Raw genomic sequence first — 16495 nt, forward strand, 5'->3', positions numbered from 1 at the left:
TACCATATGAAAAGGAGAACTTTATTAAAAGGAGCGATTGGTACAATTCCGGCGTTATACCTTCCCGGATTTTTAAAAGCCAGTGATTTTTTATCTCCTTTTGTTGGTGAGTCCATGCAAAACGGGCCTTTTAAACCAACCTGGGATTCTTTAAGCCAATACCAGGTACCGGATTGGTTTCGCGATGCTAAATTTGGCATCTGGGCACATTGGGGACCGCAGTGCCAGCCCGAACATGGCGACTGGTACGCACGTAAAATGTATCTTGAAGGTTCTGATACCTACAAATATCATGTTCAGAAGTATGGTCATCCATCTAAATTTGGTTTTAAGGATGTAATAAACGAATGGAAAGCCGATAAATGGGAACCTGAAGCTTTAATGGAATTGTACAAAAATGCCGGTGCGGAATACTTTTTTGCGCTTGCAAACCACCACGATAATTTTGATTTATATCCAAATAAGTATCAACCCTGGAATTCGACTAAATTTGGTCCGAAAAAAGATTTGATTGGTGGATGGGCGAAAGCCGCAAAGAACCAGGGATTACCGTTTGGTGTGAGTGTTCACGCATCCCATGCATGGACCTGGTTTGAGTCTGCTCAGTTTGCCGATAAAACCGGGCCTTTCGCAGGTATTCCATACGATGGTAATATGACTAAAGCAGAGGGCGCAGGTAAATGGTGGGCGGGCATGGATCCGCAGGAATTATATGCACAGCGACATGGATTAAGTACGAATGAAAATACAACCTATTCCAATATAAAAATTTGGGAGTGGCAAAAAGGCGTAAGTATTCCAAGTAAAGCTTATTGTGATAAATTTTATAACCGTACCATATCCCTAATCAATAAATATGAACCCGATTTGGTTTATTTTGATGATACGGTATTACCATTATGGCCGATAAGTGATGCAGGTCTTAAAATTGCTGCCCATCTTTACAATAAGAGCATCAAAAAACACGGCAAACAAAACGCGGTTTTATTTGGTAAAATATTGGATGAGCAACAACGGAAATGCATGGTTTGGGACATTGAAAGGGGACAGAGCAATGAAATTGAACCACTTCCGTGGCAAACCGATACCTGTATTGGCGACTGGCATTACGATCGCCGGATATATGATAAACATGGTTATAAAAGTGCTAAAACAGTGATTCAAACGCTGGTAGATGTGGTCAGTAAAAATGGAAATCTATTATTAAACATACCTTTAAGAGGTGATGGTTCAGCAGATGAACAGGAAACAGCAATTTTGCAGGAAATAGCAAAATGGATGGCCGTAAATAAATCGAGTATTTTTGGAACCAGACCCTGGAAAATTCTTGGGGAAGGGCCTGCATTGGAGAATGCGCAGCCTTTAAAGGCACAAGGTTTTAATGAAGGAAAAGGAAAGCCGTTTTCATCAGCAGATATACGATTTGCAACTAAAAATGATAGTATTTATGCAACGGTATTAGGCGAAATTAAAACGGATAAAGTCGTTATTAAAACATTTTCTTCCGATTCGGGACACTATTCTAATCAGGTTAAAAAAGTAACCCTGCCGGGAGATACCAATCCTATTAATTTTACGCACGATGCAGAAGGTTTAGTGATTACTGTTCCGGAACATTTAAAAGGCGGTTATGCCGCTGTGTTTCAAATTGTGTAGTACAAAGTGTTTTTGACTTAAACTATGAGGCCGCCCGAAAAGGACGTATTAACAAGTCGTCATTGCGAACTGAAGGGTTGGATTGTGTGTGCGTATGAAGCAATCTTTTTAATAAAGAGCATTATCTTACAACAGGAAAGATTGCTTCGTTGGCTGAAAAAGCCTCGCTATCGTTAACGGACTCAAAAGAAAAGTCGTCATCTCGATCCGATAACTATCGGATGACGACTTATCCGGTTTGTTAATAACCTGCAAATCCAAATGGCATTTTAAATCTTAATAGCAGGATTTAATGAAACGACAATTTATTATTAAGGCGGTCGTCCTTTTCCCTAAATATAGCTCAGCCACCAATTATTATGTGTGGCTTTATATTTCTTAAACCATTTGCAAGGGTAATAGAGTGATGCAACAACCATTATCCAGATACCATATACAATCCATAAATCGTAACCAAATTTAGCCGGCCTGAACAGAAATGGAATTTGTATAATTTCTTTGGCGGTATTTCCTTCTAAAAAGAAAAGTATAACCAGAATGGTGTGCAAAAGGTAAAAATGTATTACATAATAAAAAAATGGTACGCTTCCGTAAATAGAAAGCATTTTGCTTACCTTATTTGTAACATTTTTTGCTATAGCTAAAAATGTCAGGGCGAAGCCCAATGTTAAACAGGTATATTCCAGGGATGGCGGATATTTAGTTACATTTAAGAATGATAACAGGTTTTTGAAAAGATCATGGTATTCTTTTCTGGGTACCGGGTCACCGTAGAGGCTAAGTAAGCGTAAAACGACAAAAAGTATTAAAGCCAATGCGCCGAAGTTCTTTAAATTTCTATGGCGCTTTTCGGGGTTATAATCTTTTGCAAACCATTTGCCGGCCGCATAGCCCAGAAACATAATGCCTGTCCAGGGTAAAATAGCATAAAACGCACCGATGAAATGATTATTTGCTAAAGGTATAACTGTTCCTGAAGCGGTAAAGAAAATTTTAAGCAGTAAACCTGATGTTCCATTGTTTAGTGCAGGAAAGAAGTCGAAAACATTATGTCCGAGTACGAGCAATAATCCGGTAATCAGAACCAATTTGTAAGAAATTCGGCTAAAAAGTGCTAAAAGAATCATGCTGCAGCCAATGGCCCAGATGACCTGTAGGATAATAAAGTTATAAAACGGGTTAAAAGTTAACCCAAACGTTATAATTACAATTTCAACAAGCACCAGCCACAAGCCTCTTTTTAATAAAAATAGGCTCGATTTTGCCGGTGTTTTGTTTTGAGCAGAAAGATAGGCTGACAAACCAGAAAGGAAAACAAACGTCGGTGCACAGAAATGCGTAATCCAGCGGGTAAAAAATAAAATTCCTGTTGTTGTATCCGGATTAAGCGGATCACCGGTCATCGCATCAATATGGAAAAAATCACGTGTGTGATCTAATGCCATGATGATCATTACCAGGCCTCTCAAAATATCGATAGTGAGAATGCGTTTTGATAAGAGCGTTTGTTCAGCGTTCATTTAATTTAGAGATTAATTTATTTGATTAAATTTTTCAGTATTGTCTTTCATGCCGGCCATTTTTTTGCCTACGAAATGATGTTTCAACTCAGGAATCATAACCGGGTATGTCTATTTGCCAGCTTGTTTTATAAGCTTTTAATTCAGTTAATTAGATCTGCCGATAGCATCAAATTAAATCTTTTTAAAAGGTAGATTTAAAGTTACAAAAAAAAGAATTGTTGAATGTTTTTTTTTAGCTACTGTTTAAATTTATATTGTGAAAATGTTTATCGCTTATTTTTTGAGCGAAACCAGGCAAATGTTGATACATAACCAGCCTATCTCGAAATATTTAAGGCTGTTACAGCCCACCTGCGAAGCAAGCCCGAAGACCATTGAAACCATAAAAGTTGCTGGAAAAAATGCCTGACAAATTATCAGATAAATTCTATACAGGCGCTTATAATTTCAAGATTTTATTTGAAGCACATTTTTTACTGCAGTACAGCACCTTATCCCAATCCCTCTTCCATTTTTTACGCCAACTAAACGGGCGCTGACATACCACGCAGATTTTTTCAGGAAGTTCTTGTTTCTTTAAGCTTTTCATAAATTCATGGTTTGCTGAAAAGGATAAAACGCGATATGTTCCCAGGGGCCGTTTAAATACCTCCACAGATCGAGTCCCTGTGCTTCAATCAACATTGGTGTAAACGCTGCTGAACATTCCTGAAAAAGCTGGCTTGCCTCGGCCGGACTTACTTTATTTTGAATCGTAATGTGGGGCCTGAATCCCTGTTTATCCTGTGGGATAAGAACGGTGCTGAAATAGCCGCTGAGTTTAGCCCGAAGGGCATGGAGTTCTGCCGATTCTATCCGGTACCCGACACCATGACCGAGATGAATAAGCCCCGTTACAGAAAGATTAAAAACCTGACTTTCCAAGCGTTCAAGAATATCGTATGTTTTAAAATCATCAGGAAGTTGATGAAAAAGTGTAAGATGGGCCTGCAGCACATTTTTTGATGGAGGGAAATACCGCAATCGTTGTTGATTGAAAAAAAATTGATTTTCTTCATCGATGCGAAGCGTAAGAATAAGAGGTGCCGGCGTATTCATTATAAGTTATAAAGTGTTGCAGTACGGTGATAAATAACTGATAGTATTGAACAAATCAACGTATCATTTGTTCCATCAGGTTTTGATTATAAGCTTTAAATATTTATGTATCGGTCTTAATTTATCAAAGAAATACTGGTACAATGTACTAATTTATGGCTTGCGTAAAGTAATAGTTGAAGAATTATAGTTACAACAGATAATCATCAAAAGTTATTATGATATAGGCCCCGATAAACGATAATGGCCAGTATAAATGTTAATAATTTATTTCCAAATAAGGTATTTTTACGGTATTATAAAAAATACATAGTGTTATATTTGTGGTATGGAAACGCTCAACACTCCTCAAATGAGTTTATTTCTAAAAAGGGTTCAGCAGCTCAGAGGCTATGGAGATATGGATTCATATGTTTTGGTCAATGAATTCATGAAATTCGCAAATGTTCCTGAAAAAAATCTAACCGGAATAATTGAAGATTTTTCTTCTCCCAAAACCTGGATTTTTGGAAAAAGAAAGCTTATCAATGATGTCGAAACCATGCTTGGTCATACACCTGATTCTGAAACATTTCCGGATACAATTTAAGACGACTGTATTATAAACTCCATCTGCCTGCAGGTAACTTGAAACAATCTGTAGTAGGGTTTCTCAGGCTATAATAATTTTTGATAACAATAAAAGCGAAGTCCCGGACGCTTAGCTAAGCTGATTTCCCCGCTAAACCGGTAACCTAATTTTGGGAAAAGTGCTTTCGTCGCCGCATTTTCACTATTCGTATCAACGCGTAAAATCTTTATTTCTGATACTATAGCCACTTGTTCGGCTTGTCTCATCAGCGCTTTCGCGATACCCATTCCCCGGCAGTCGGGGTCTACCGCCAGTCGGTGCGTAACAATAGCTTTATCCGTTATATCCCAGCCTGCATCGGTATATTCAGGATCCTGATCAGTTGTAATTGCCGATACGCCAACAATCTTATCATCCAGCTTACTAACCCATAACTGGTTAACCGAAATGTCTTTAGTAAATACTTCCGGATTTGGGTAATCATCTCCCCATTGAAAATTCCCCGAAACACGCATCAGCGGAACAACTTTTTTTATAAGTTGCATAATTTCGGGTATGTCTTCCAGGGTAGCCAATCGAATCATCATTTGGTGCATAAAGAAAAACCCCACAAAAAATGTTTATGTGTGGTTATAAATGATTAAAATAATTTTTCCTGCGGTGGTTTAACACCTGCTAAGCGTAGATATACCGTTGCCTGACCGCGATGATGTGTCTGATGTTCAAAATCTTTAACAAACACCATATCTCTTGTCATTTCGAAACGGTTCATAAATTTTACTTTCTCTTCTGATTGTTTAGGTGTCATTTTCTTTAGCGCAGCAATTACATAATCGTAACCCGCCATAACTTCCTTGGTTACATTCGCTTTGGATTTATCCTGAATTTTCTCTACTTCACCCAATCCGTAAGGACTTTTTTCGCCGGTAGCACTTGCCGTAAAACCATAGTTCGCATCTGTAAGGTGTAACATTTGTTCTGCAAAAGAACGCATTTCCGGTGTTGGCTTTAAAGAATAACCCGATTCAGGCATTGCATCCAGGTATTCTTTGGTATACGCCTTTGCTCTTTCCCATTCTGCAATTTTAGTGCTTAACGATTCCTGTGCATTGGCCACAGCCATGGTAGCCAACAGGCCTATCAGGCTGAGTAATAATTTTGCTGTTTTCATGATTTGGTTTGTTTTTACTAGAACAAATATAAGGGAGAAATAAGATTTGTCTATTAGCTTCCGGAATTATTTGTATGTCGGTCAGCTGTTAGGAGCGAAGCGTGAGTTAGTTTTAAATTATCATCTTTAAACCTCGAAAATCTTTTAAGTTATGTGATTATTTTTCTCGTATAGATTAAGTAAAATAAGGCTTGAACTGGTCACTCAAAAAAGCATACTGTGCCTGTTTATTTTTTCGTATACGTTCTTACAAAATCGATCCAATCCGAAACGGTAACAGGTATCTCTACATCAGGTTTAATCCCAATATTATCAAGTGGATATTCAGGCAATCTTAATGATTTACAGGCCGGATAGCCCAGGCCATAAAAACCAAAAGGCAATTTGGTTCTCACAACTTCTAAATAATCTATGGCGCCAGATGTGTTGCTACCATAAAGCTTTACCTTAGTGCTTTGTCTTGCCTGTAAAACAAAAATTTCAGCGGCACTGGCTGTATTTTTGTTTATGATCAGAGAAACAGATTTTGGGTTCTTGAATACCTTTGAAAAGGTAATCGTATCTACAGGGTATAAAGGATAAATTTCGTTAAGATGTGTTTTTAATTCGCGAACATTTTTTTCAAAGATTGTTTTCATGCTGTCAGCAATATTTGATGGAATCTGGCTATAATAATCGCGAATGTTTTCTTCTGTAGCCAATACGCTTCCCCCCTCCGTCAAAATGGGGTTGGCATAAAGATATGGGATTAATTTATCATAACTAAGTACAGAACCACCATAATTATTTCGAAGGTCTATAATTAAATGTTCGCATTTCTCCAGTTCCAGGGCATTTTTTTTTAATAAACTATCCATCACCTTTACATTATCCAATGATGCGTATGAAGGCATTTGAAAAAGGCAGGTTTTGTCATCCAAAAATTTAAATTTTGGAAAAAGCTCATTATTCGCAGTTTGGCTAGATACTTTTGGGGGCGGAACAAAATTTTTGTACCATTTTGAAGTAACGGTACCGTCTCCAAATGTAAGTGTGTCTTTTACTTTCTGTAAAAAAAGCTGATTTTCTGAATGATCAATAGCTCTGAAAACTTTTAGACGGTATTGTCCACGATTTTTAGTAATTCTTAATTTAACTTGTTGCGGGCCCCAAGTGCTTCCATTCGCCTTTATAATGAAACCGATAAACTCATTTTTTCTGTTTTTATCCTTTACGATTCCGATTTGATAATATCCGGCCTGGTCTTTCCAAATACCTTCCAAACTGTCTATATCAGCTTGCTCCTTCTTCAGATAAGAATTGAACAGCGAATCTGTCCAATCTGTTTTTTCTTCTTTAGCATAATAATTTATGAGCTGTTCCTTCGTGAATTTACTATCATCATATGAAATACTCATGTGCTTATCCTTAAAAAAGGAAAGCCATTTTTTAAGAATTGGAAAGCATTGGTAAGGAGGGGCTTCACCAGCTTCCATTAACAAACTATCTGTAAAAACTTCAAATTTGTTTCTGTTTGAAACGGTTACTTTGTCATTATAACCGGCATAGTTTTTCTTCACTCTTTCGATTACAAACTTCAAGTTACCTCTGCAATCACAATTTTGAGCTTTTGAAGAAAAAAAAGCGAAAATTAAAATAAAGAGCACAAATTTCCTTATGTATTTACATGTTTTCATTAGCATCTATTGTCAATACTAATTGCTTATAGTCGTAACTTATCTTCTACGCATCCTGGTAATGTGGAGGATTCCCGACAGTAGTTGGATTTCCAGTCCGTCGCCACCCCCTAATTAGTCGCATTTGTTCATTATTAAAACCCATAATCAATTTTTTCTATTTTCCTGGCGTTTCGTTTTATGATGTTATACTCTGTAAATTTTTTTTAAATGTATCATTTCTAGTAGGTGTTTACAAAAATAAAATCTTACCACAAAATCAATTTGTAATGCTTTATAATTATACAAGAAAATGAATTTTATGCTGCACTACAATGAAACTAAAATAAAGTCTATCCCGCAAACTAAAATCTATTTCCTGCAAAACTACCTTTTCATATAGAAAATCATAGGTTCTGTATAACAAATAATATATTGTCAAATCATTCACCTAATTTAATAGTTGATTTTAATAATTCAATATTTAACCTCTAGTTTTCATGAACCTTTTCAACGTTAAAAAACACAATTTAGATAGCGTCACGCAACATTTAACTAAAGCACTTGGTATTAAAATGCATAATTCAACAATATCTAAATGTTTAAGAGAGCATCCAGATTATCCAAGTATCCTGTCACTCAGCGATTGTTTAAAAGATTGGAAAATACCTAATAAAGCATATAGATTCATTAAAACTGATTATAACCTTACTAATTTATCTTTACCATTCATCGCACATTTAGAAGAACATGGAGGTAAGTTTGTCTTGATTCATAATATTGATGAAGAAAATATTACTTTTTCAGATGAACAGAAAAAAAGTACAACTATTTCAAACAAAAAGTTTTTTGAAAATTGGGATGGAATTATTGTTCACGCGCAAAAAGGCCCGCAAAGCGGTGAAATAAATTACTTTGAAAACGCACTTAAATATTTCTTTCAAGTTCTTGTTTTGCCGTCAGTGTTGATATTGTTCTCATTATTATTCATTGTTGCGTTCAGTACTTTATTACCAGCATTATATCCAGCGGTACTAAGCGTGACGAAATTAATAGGCTTGCTTGTAAGTATATTTCTTTTAATGCAAACTATCAATGCTGAAAATCCTTTTATAAAAAACTTATGTGGATTAGGCGGCAAAAATGATTGTAATGCAATTTTGAATTCTAGAGCTGCAAAGTTAACCGATTGGTTAAGTTGGAGCGAAATAGGCTTCTTCTATTTTTCAGGCACACTTTTACTGCTTTTAATCAACCCTTCGTCAATGTGGCTAATAATGGTGCTAAATTTATTTTCATTGCCATATACCATTTATTCATTTTCTTACCAATATAAAGTAAAGAAATGGTGTGTACTGTGTTGTAGCATACAGGTAGTACTTATATCAGAATTTGTTTGCGCAGTGATATTCGGGAATTGGAACTGGAATGCTTATACAATCATCAATAGCCAATTATATCTCGTTATAATATGTTTATTATCGCCAATAATAATCTGGTCATTTTTAAAACAGTATTTTCTAAGTACAGCGCAACTGAAACCTTTAAAAAGAGAATTAAATCAATTTAAATTCAATAATGAATTATTCAAAAATGCATTATCTAATCAGCCAATATATAATATAGATGATGATTTAATGCCGATAGTTTTAGGAAACGAGCTGGCCGATATAACTATAACAATGGTAACTAATCCTAACTGTACGCCTTGTAGTGTAGCTCATAAAGGCTTAACTAAGTTATTAGAATCGCGCAGTGACATCAAGATAAAGCTGATTTTTTTTACGAGTGATAGTGAGGACGAAAGAGCAAAGGTTGCACGTCATTTAACCACTCTTGCTTTTTTTAGAAGTAAAACCATTGCTGAAGAAGCTCTAAATGACTGGTACAAGACATTTATGAAATATGAAAATTGGCAAATAAAGTATCCTATTGAGTATAAAATTGAAGTTGAACAGGCCGTTAATAAACAGAGAGAGTGGTGTGATTTGGCTGATATTGACTCAACACCAACATTTTTTATTAATGGGCAAAAATTACCAGATCCCTATAAACTGGATGATGTCAAATATTTATTAAGTTAAAAATTATCTAATATAATCTAGCAGACATATCTTTAAATAAGAAAGACTTTGTACAAAATGAGGCAATGCGGTTGCAAACAATTTGTCTCAAAACGAGTGTTGACGTACATCAATACAGCTAGGAAGCCCGGCTTGAAAGAAGGTTTCAATTAAACTTTAAATCGAAATTATGGAAATGTTACTAAATGATAGTGCAACCACTATTAAAGGGGAAGTACTATCAAGAAATGAAATGAGAATGATAAAAGGAGGGGTTGTTGAGCCACCAAGCAGTTATGGATGTAAGACATCAGCATGTACTTGGACGGATGGTAATGGATATACCACTACTGGAACTTGTGGCGGCAAGGGAGAAGCAACTGGCGGGCCTTATGGTACAATCACAATGGAGTGCTTTTGTAATACTTCAAATCATACTTCTCCTACTCCTGTAGGAAGTAATGGCGGAGTAAGTAGATGCTACAATGATTAGAACCAATAACTAAATCCGTAAAGTGATAGAAGATCAATATGATGTAATCTTGAAGAATTAAAAAGCCTTATTCACTATTTATCATGATTGAAAAGCTATCACTTTATTAACTATACAAAATGAAAAACATTACAATTATTTGCCTGATTTTATTGCAGCAATCCTGCAAATTAACGACTCATAATAATGCAGTTATCAAAGGGATTGGGCTAAATAAGAATATCCAAAAGGTTTACCTTACATCTGCAGTAGAATGGGATAAGTTCTTAGATTCGGCGAATTGTATAGATGGATCTTTCACTTTGACTTACAAGCCAACTGAAAGATTTGAACCCTTTTTAGCCAGCCTATGTTATTTAGATTCAGCAAAAAAAATAACTCAATTTTACGTTAAAAATGAATTTTTGATCAAAAAAACTGGAAAAAACTCAGCTAATTCAGCATTTATGTTAGATTATGGAATTTCAGTTATAAAGAACTTTGAAAATAAAGATGGACATACTAGTGCAATATTAAACAGTGGAATGGAAAATCAGCTTTTTCAAAATTTTGAATGGCAGAACTTTGGATATATTCGAGATAGTACTGATGTAAAAAGATTCGCTAGAAATACAGCATTAATAAAAAAATATCCTGACTCATATTACTTTCTAAACAAAATTACGCAATTCAGAGAGCATTATTCTAAAAAACAGTTAACTGAGATATTACAGAATTTTAGTATACCTATTAGAAACTCTAAAAGCTCCTTGAGTTTACGTAACTATACGAATAATATGCTTTTGCCTAATGATAAAACTCCGGAATTATCCTTAGTCTCAGACAAAGGAGTAGTAATAAAAGGTATCGACCGGAGAGCTAAACTCAATATGTTGGTATTTTGGGCAAGCTGGTGTGGACCATGCAGATTAGAAATTCCTGACCTTAAAAAGATCAGATCAACAGTATTGAGTAAAGATTTTTATATGGCCAGCATCTCAATAGATGAAAATAAAGAATATTGGCAGAACGCATTGAAGTATGAAAAAATGAGTTGGGATCAATTTATCGTTGATGAAAAAGATATGGATATAATCATGGCAAGATATAGATTTTCATCGATACCTTTAGTTGTTTTTATTGATCAGAACGGTAATGAAATCAAAAGATTTAATGGTTATGCTCCAAATCGGACATCTGAATATTTGAGTTTTATTGCAGCTCACAATTAATTTCTTTTCTGAGAACATAGGCATTATAATAAGCCCAATACTTATTTTATTTTAATTACATTTTGATTTAGTTACAAATACTTGAAACAGTTCCCTTTTTATAAACAACCTGATCAGATGGATTGTGGTCCGACTTGTTTGCGAATGATTGCCAAATACTATGGCAAAAATTTTGGGCTACAAAAAATACGAGACCTTTCTGGAATTAATAGAGAGGGTGTTTCGCTTTTAGGAATTAGTGATGCTGCTGAAAAAATTGGCATTAGAACAAGTGGAGCTAGAATTGATATCAAAAAATTACAAGCTTGCGAGTTGCCAGTTATTGTTCATTGGGATCAAAATCATTTTGTTATTCTTTATAAAATCGACAAGGGAAATTTCTTTTTGGCTGATCCAGCAAAAGATTTAATTATTTACAGCAAATCTGAATTTCTTAAAAATTGGTTAAGCACAAATAAAAACGGCCATAACGAAGGCATTGTACTTACCTTATCGCCAACGCCTGAGTTTTACAGCCAGGAAGGTGATAGAGCCAATGGACTGGACTTCGGTTATTTATTAAAGTACCTTTACCGCTATAAGCAGCTTATTATGCAGCTTTTTGCCGGACTTGCCGTAGGCAGTTTATTGCAATTGATATTGCCATTCCTTACCCAGAGCATCGTCGATATCGGTATCAATACCCGCAACCTTAATTTTATCTACATCATCCTCATCGCCCAAACTATGCTCTTTATTGGACGGATGAGTGTCGATTTTATCCGCTCCTGGATATTACTGCACATCAGTACAAGGATTAACATTTCGATACTAACCGATTTTTTAATCAAGCTGATGAACCTGCCCATCAGTTTTTTTGATACGAAGATGACAGGCGATATCATGCAGCGCATGAATGACCAGAAAAGAATAGAATCTTTTTTAACTGGTTCTACTTTGAGCGTGGTTTTTTCAATGTTTAACCTGGTTATTTTTGCCGTTGTACTGGCTTATTACAACATCAACATCTTTATCATATTCGCCGTCAGCACGGTTTTGTATAGCCTCTGGGTAGTTGCTTTCCTAAAGAAAAGACGTATGCTGGATTTTAAACGCTTTGATATTTCGTCTAAAAACCAGAGCGCTATTGTACAGCTTATTAGTGGTATGCAGGAAATCAAACTGAACAATTGTGAACAGCAAAAACGCTGGGAGTGGGAACGAATCCAGGCCGGGCTGTTCCGTTTTAATGTAAAAAGCCTGGCTTTGGGCCAGTACCAGCAGGCCGGCACATTTTTTATCAATGAGGGTAAAAATATCCTCATTACCTTTTTGGTTGCCAAATCGGTTATTGATGGGCAGCTTACTTTGGGTGCCATGATGGCGGTGCAATATATCATCGGTCAGTTAAACAGCCCGATAGAGCAGATGCTTGGTTTCGTTCAGCAATTGCAGGATGCAAAAATATCCTTAGAACGCTTAAATGAAATCAGGGAGATGGATGATGAAGAGCCACTGGATAAAACCTTTGTAAAAGAATTGCCTTCTGATAAAAGCATTAGCCTGCAAAATATATCTTTCACTTACCCCGGCGCAGGTAATGAGCCGGTTTTATCTCAAATTAACCTCCACATTCCGCAGGGTAAAACCACTGCTATTGTGGGCATGAGCGGAAGTGGCAAAACGACCATTTTAAAGTTATTGCTTCGCTTTTATGAGCCACAAAAAGGCGATATAAAGGTTGGCAATGGTTACCTGGACCAGATTAGTTTCAGGTACTGGCGTGGCCTCTGTGGCGTTGTGATGCAGGATGGTTTTATCTTTTCTGACAGTATTGCAAAAAATATTGCCGTGGGCGATGAATACCCCGATATGGCGAAATTGAAAGATGCCATACGTGCGGCCAACATTAGTGATTTTATAGAAAGCCTGCCGCTAGGCTTAAACACAAAAATTGGTGCTGAAGGTAATGGTATTAGTCAAGGTCAGCGACAACGGATTTTAATTGCCCGTGCCGTATATAAAAATCCTGAATATATCTTTTTTGATGAGGCAACCAATGCCCTGGATTCTAATAATGAAAAGGTAATCATGGAAAACCTTGAAAAGTTTTTCAAAGGGAAAACGGTTGTGGTTGTTGCCCATCGTTTAAGCACTGTGAAAAATGCGGACAATATTGTTGTGCTGGATAAAGGCGTTATTATAGAACAAGGCACGCATGCAGAACTGACACAGGCAAGGGGTGAATATTACCAGTTGGTTAAAAATCAGCTGGAATTGGGAAACTAGGAGTTGAAGTAATATCAGGCTTTATAAAAATATGCCAACAGAAGAAATAACCTATCAGGAAACAAACAGCGAAGAGGTTCAGGAAATCATAACTGCTGTACCACCATGGATATTAAGGTTTGGAATTACCTTAATCTTAATCGTATTGGCCGGTATCGTACTTTTGTCGGCATTGATTGAATATCCCGATGTGGTTAAGGTTAACCTAAAAATAAATTCCCTGAACTCACCAAAAGCGGTGCTCGCTAAGCAAAGTGGTAAGTTAACGGCTTTATTGGTGCAAGATGGGCAGATGGTCAGTATAAACCAGCCTTTAGCTTATTTTGAAAGCACCGCGAAACCTGAACATATTCTACAGCTGAATAAAACCCTAAAAGAAATTCAGTCGGCCGTACTTAACAATACGAAAACACCATTCAGCTTACCAGAAAATTTAAACCTTGGCGAATTACAAAGCAGTTATCAGAATTTCTATCAACAATATTTACAATACCAGTCCACTCAAAAAAATGGTTATTACATAAACCGGATGGCGTTTCTGGAAAAGGATTTGAGGGACATTAGTACTCTAAAATCTCAAATATACCAGCAGCAAAAAGTACAGAAATTAGAATATGCTAACCAGGAAGAGGAATATAAAGCTTATCAAAAATTATATAAAAACAAGGTCATTTCCAGGAGTGAGTTCGCGCAACAGGAAAACAAATATTTAAGTTCTAAATACCCGTTACAGCAAACCGAAACCGCTTTGCTAAACAATGCTGGTAACCATAGCGCAAAGGAAAAGGAGCTATTAGATTTAAAACATACCATCTCTGAAGAACGGGCTAAATTTCTCCAGGCACTAAATCAATGCCTGACGGAAAGTGATGCCTGGATATTACAGCACATTCTCACTGCTCCGGTAGCTGGAAAATTAAGTTTCGCTGGTATTGTTCAACAAAACCAAAATGTTTTGAACAACCAGGAAGTATTTATTGTAAATCCCGGCAACAGCGATTTTTTTGGTGAAGTACAGATACCACAGTACAATATGGGCAAGATTCGTAAAGGAGAGCGAACGCTGGTCAAACTCCGTAGTTATCCTTTTGAACAGTATGGAATGGTTCGGGGAAGGTTATCCTACATTTCTGATGTTGCATATCGGGATAGCGTATTTATAGCCAAAGTAAGTTTTGAGCAATTCGAAAACAAAGACCCTAACCGTAAAATCGTGCTAAAAAACGGTATGCAGGCAGATGCGGAAATTATAACCGAAGAAAGTTCCTTGTTGCAACGTTTCTTCAGGAACATAACCAGGATGTTGCGTGGTTGATAGTATTTTTTTAATATTCATTCTTTAAAAGAAAGAATTAAATTTTTGATGATAAGTCAGTTAAACACCTCTGCCATGACCCGGCTTATTTTCACTAAATAAACTATTTCAAACTTTCCAAAAACCAACTTACCTTATATTCCGTAAGTGTTTATAGTTTGCAGATGCAAATAGACAGAAATAAACCTGAATCACATGACAACTACAATTGCAGCCTTATTAGGAGGTCCTGAAATGATAATTTTGGCTTTAGCTATATTGCTTTTATTTGGCGGTAAAAAGATTCCTGAATTAATGAAAGGCCTTGGAAAAGGTATAAAAGAATTTAAAGATGGTCAGGATGGTCATAACGAACCAATACCGGCTAAAGAACCTGTAAAACCTTAATTTATGCTAAGTCCTTTCCGTAAATCTCCTAAAAAGCCTGAGTTGAAAAACATCATCGCAGGGGGCTTTCTGGTTTTTTCGGAAAGGCAAAATTTTATACATGCTGTTTTAGTTGCGTTTATATAGCTTTAGCATATAATGAAGCGTTTGCTACATCATACTGAAGTTGTTGGTAGGCGATACGATTAGCAACTGTTCTTTGAGCGATAGGCTTCCATTTTGCGCCGACATTCTTATAAATATGAATTTTAACCGGGAATACGATTAAATTATTGTTCTTATCAATTTGAATCGTCTTCTTATCGTTATTTTCCTGAACAAATGCATATATCGCAAATTGCTTTTCTCCAAATGCATGGTTTAGGATGCCCTGAGCCAGTGTTTTTGTAATCGAAGTTTTTTGCGTTACACTTTTCCCTTTGAACCTGGCATTCCAATCCGCGGGTTGCGCAGGAATACAAATTATTTTCGCATAAGCCGATTGGGTATTATGGTAGATAAACATCGGCACATTGCTGATGGATTTATTCGTTTTGACTGATTGCAGGTAACCAAGCCACGAAGCTTTGATGTATTCAGGGTTTTTAATAAATATTTGCCACTTCGTAGAGGCTACCTATCGAACCATGTCGGGCCAAGGATGAGGTGTGCCTGATGGCATAAATATCTTGTCGAATAAAAAAATATTCATGGTTAATACAGACATTTAGATACAGGTTTAACTAGGAAATAATACATTACCTATCTTTTATTCAATATGATAATCAGTATTTTTTTAACCTTTTTGTCTAATTTTTAGTATATTTAATAATACAATATTTTAAGTTATAATTTGTATTTTTCACATCGGATTCCGATAGATTAATTAATAAATCACCCAATAAAATATTTTTTTTAACACCTCTTTTAAGATTAAACTGACCATATTTTACCTCTGAAACAGATTTTTTACATTAAAAAATCATAAAATAGTATTCTTATAAGGGGTAAATCATTAGGCTATTTAGTTAGGTACAGGGTGTTTTTACCCTGGTCAAAACCTGCATATTTGTCTGCTGAACGATAAAAATCGCTATTTATTATA

15 protein-coding genes are annotated in these 16495 nt (G+C 36.0%); 8 read left to right on the forward strand and 7 right to left on the reverse strand.

Annotation, left to right across the window (positions count from 1 at the left end):
* Positions 1-6 precede the first annotated feature (6 nt).
* Positions 7-1656 (forward strand): alpha-L-fucosidase, encoded by a 1650-nt coding sequence (locus O0931_RS04655; RefSeq protein ID WP_269414385.1) that lies wholly within the window; start codon positions 7-9, stop codon positions 1654-1656.
* A gap of 332 nt (positions 1657-1988) precedes the next feature.
* On the opposite strand, the gene O0931_RS04660 is transcribed toward O0931_RS04655, so the two are convergent.
* From O0931_RS04660 to O0931_RS04670, 3 genes are all read right to left on the reverse strand, one after another.
* Complete coding sequence (locus tag O0931_RS04660) at positions 1989-3176, reverse strand: acetyltransferase domain-containing protein (RefSeq protein WP_269414386.1); 1188 nt, start codon at positions 3174-3176, stop codon at positions 1989-1991.
* 442 nt (positions 3177-3618) lie between these two features.
* The gene (locus tag O0931_RS04665) at positions 3619-3768 is read right to left on the reverse strand and encodes a DUF2256 domain-containing protein (RefSeq protein ID WP_269414387.1); all 150 of its coding nucleotides are present in this window, start codon (positions 3766-3768) and stop codon (positions 3619-3621) included.
* Entirely contained in the window at positions 3765-4277 is a 513-nt protein-coding gene (locus O0931_RS04670) for a 2'-5' RNA ligase family protein (RefSeq protein WP_269414388.1), read from the reverse strand. The genes O0931_RS04665 and O0931_RS04670 overlap by 4 nt, the downstream gene beginning before the upstream one ends.
* 328 nt (positions 4278-4605) lie before the next feature.
* Between O0931_RS04670 and O0931_RS04675 the strand changes: the two genes are divergently transcribed.
* Positions 4606-4866 carry a hypothetical protein gene (locus O0931_RS04675; protein ID WP_269414389.1) on the forward strand — a complete coding sequence of 87 codons (261 nt, stop codon included), beginning with the start codon at positions 4606-4608 and terminating at the stop codon, positions 4864-4866.
* A 68-nt stretch (positions 4867-4934) separates the two neighbouring features.
* Here the strand turns inward: O0931_RS04675 and O0931_RS04680 are convergent, their stop codons facing one another.
* The 3 genes from O0931_RS04680 to O0931_RS04690 all read right to left on the reverse strand — a co-directional run bounded on the left by O0931_RS04680 (position 4935) and on the right by O0931_RS04690 (position 7578).
* Complete coding sequence (locus O0931_RS04680; protein ID WP_269414390.1) at positions 4935-5393, reverse strand: GNAT family N-acetyltransferase; 459 nt, start codon at positions 5391-5393, stop codon at positions 4935-4937.
* A gap of 95 nt (positions 5394-5488) precedes the next feature.
* The gene (locus O0931_RS04685) at positions 5489-6019 is read right to left on the reverse strand and encodes a DinB family protein (RefSeq protein ID WP_269414391.1); all 531 of its coding nucleotides are present in this window, start codon (positions 6017-6019) and stop codon (positions 5489-5491) included.
* Between the two features lie 227 nt (positions 6020-6246).
* The gene (locus tag O0931_RS04690) at positions 6247-7578 is read right to left on the reverse strand and encodes a S41 family peptidase (RefSeq protein ID WP_269414392.1); all 1332 of its coding nucleotides are present in this window, start codon (positions 7576-7578) and stop codon (positions 6247-6249) included.
* Between the two features lie 596 nt (positions 7579-8174).
* Here O0931_RS04690 and O0931_RS04695 point away from each other — a divergent pair.
* The 6 genes from O0931_RS04695 to tatA all read left to right on the forward strand — a co-directional run bounded on the left by O0931_RS04695 (position 8175) and on the right by tatA (position 15411).
* Positions 8175-9758, forward strand: a complete 1584-nt coding sequence (locus O0931_RS04695) for a vitamin K epoxide reductase family protein (RefSeq protein WP_269414393.1) — start codon at positions 8175-8177, stop codon at positions 9756-9758.
* Between the two features lie 169 nt (positions 9759-9927).
* Positions 9928-10230 (forward strand): hypothetical protein, encoded by a 303-nt coding sequence (locus O0931_RS04700; protein ID WP_269414394.1) that lies wholly within the window; start codon positions 9928-9930, stop codon positions 10228-10230.
* A gap of 119 nt (positions 10231-10349) precedes the next feature.
* Positions 10350-11441 (forward strand): TlpA family protein disulfide reductase, encoded by a 1092-nt coding sequence (locus tag O0931_RS04705; RefSeq protein ID WP_269414395.1) that lies wholly within the window; start codon positions 10350-10352, stop codon positions 11439-11441.
* A gap of 81 nt (positions 11442-11522) precedes the next feature.
* Positions 11523-13709 carry a peptidase domain-containing ABC transporter gene (locus O0931_RS04710; RefSeq protein WP_269414396.1) on the forward strand — a complete coding sequence of 729 codons (2187 nt, stop codon included), beginning with the start codon at positions 11523-11525 and terminating at the stop codon, positions 13707-13709.
* 31 nt (positions 13710-13740) lie between these two features.
* Positions 13741-15024, forward strand: a complete 1284-nt coding sequence (locus O0931_RS04715) for an HlyD family secretion protein (RefSeq protein WP_269414397.1) — start codon at positions 13741-13743, stop codon at positions 15022-15024.
* Positions 15025-15219: 195 nt separating this feature from the next.
* Positions 15220-15411 carry a twin-arginine translocase TatA/TatE family subunit gene (tatA, locus tag O0931_RS04720; protein ID WP_269414398.1) on the forward strand — a complete coding sequence of 64 codons (192 nt, stop codon included), beginning with the start codon at positions 15220-15222 and terminating at the stop codon, positions 15409-15411.
* Between the two features lie 118 nt (positions 15412-15529).
* Here the strand turns inward: tatA and O0931_RS04725 are convergent, their stop codons facing one another.
* Positions 15530-15916 carry a hypothetical protein gene (locus O0931_RS04725; RefSeq protein WP_269414399.1) on the reverse strand — a complete coding sequence of 129 codons (387 nt, stop codon included), beginning with the start codon at positions 15914-15916 and terminating at the stop codon, positions 15530-15532.
* Positions 15917-16495: the final 579 nt, after the last annotated feature.

It is taken from the genome of Pedobacter rhodius (genome assembly GCF_027213645.1).
Taxonomy (GTDB): domain Bacteria; phylum Bacteroidota; class Bacteroidia; order Sphingobacteriales; family Sphingobacteriaceae; genus Pedobacter; species Pedobacter rhodius.

Excerpts from the sequence above, each read along its gene's own strand:
- O0931_RS04655 (WP_269414385.1), top strand. The coding sequence starts at position 7 with ATGAAAAGGAGAACTTTATTAAAAGGAGCGATTGGTACAATTCCGGCG.
- O0931_RS04660 (WP_269414386.1), bottom strand. The coding sequence starts at position 3,176 with ATGAACGCTGAACAAACGCTCTTATCAAAACGCATTCTCACTATCGAT.
- O0931_RS04665 (WP_269414387.1), bottom strand. The coding sequence starts at position 3,768 with ATGAAAAGCTTAAAGAAACAAGAACTTCCTGAAAAAATCTGCGTGGTA.
- O0931_RS04670 (WP_269414388.1), bottom strand. The coding sequence starts at position 4,277 with ATGAATACGCCGGCACCTCTTATTCTTACGCTTCGCATCGATGAAGAA.
- O0931_RS04675 (WP_269414389.1), top strand. The coding sequence starts at position 4,606 with ATGGAAACGCTCAACACTCCTCAAATGAGTTTATTTCTAAAAAGGGTT.
- O0931_RS04680 (WP_269414390.1), bottom strand. The coding sequence starts at position 5,393 with ATGCAACTTATAAAAAAAGTTGTTCCGCTGATGCGTGTTTCGGGGAAT.
- O0931_RS04685 (WP_269414391.1), bottom strand. The coding sequence starts at position 6,019 with ATGAAAACAGCAAAATTATTACTCAGCCTGATAGGCCTGTTGGCTACC.
- O0931_RS04695 (WP_269414393.1), top strand. The coding sequence starts at position 8,175 with ATGAACCTTTTCAACGTTAAAAAACACAATTTAGATAGCGTCACGCAA.
- O0931_RS04700 (WP_269414394.1), top strand. The coding sequence starts at position 9,928 with ATGGAAATGTTACTAAATGATAGTGCAACCACTATTAAAGGGGAAGTA.
- O0931_RS04705 (WP_269414395.1), top strand. The coding sequence starts at position 10,350 with ATGAAAAACATTACAATTATTTGCCTGATTTTATTGCAGCAATCCTGC.
- O0931_RS04715 (WP_269414397.1), top strand. The coding sequence starts at position 13,741 with ATGCCAACAGAAGAAATAACCTATCAGGAAACAAACAGCGAAGAGGTT.
- tatA (WP_269414398.1), top strand. The coding sequence starts at position 15,220 with ATGACAACTACAATTGCAGCCTTATTAGGAGGTCCTGAAATGATAATT.
- O0931_RS04725 (WP_269414399.1), bottom strand. The coding sequence starts at position 15,916 with ATGTTTATCTACCATAATACCCAATCGGCTTATGCGAAAATAATTTGT.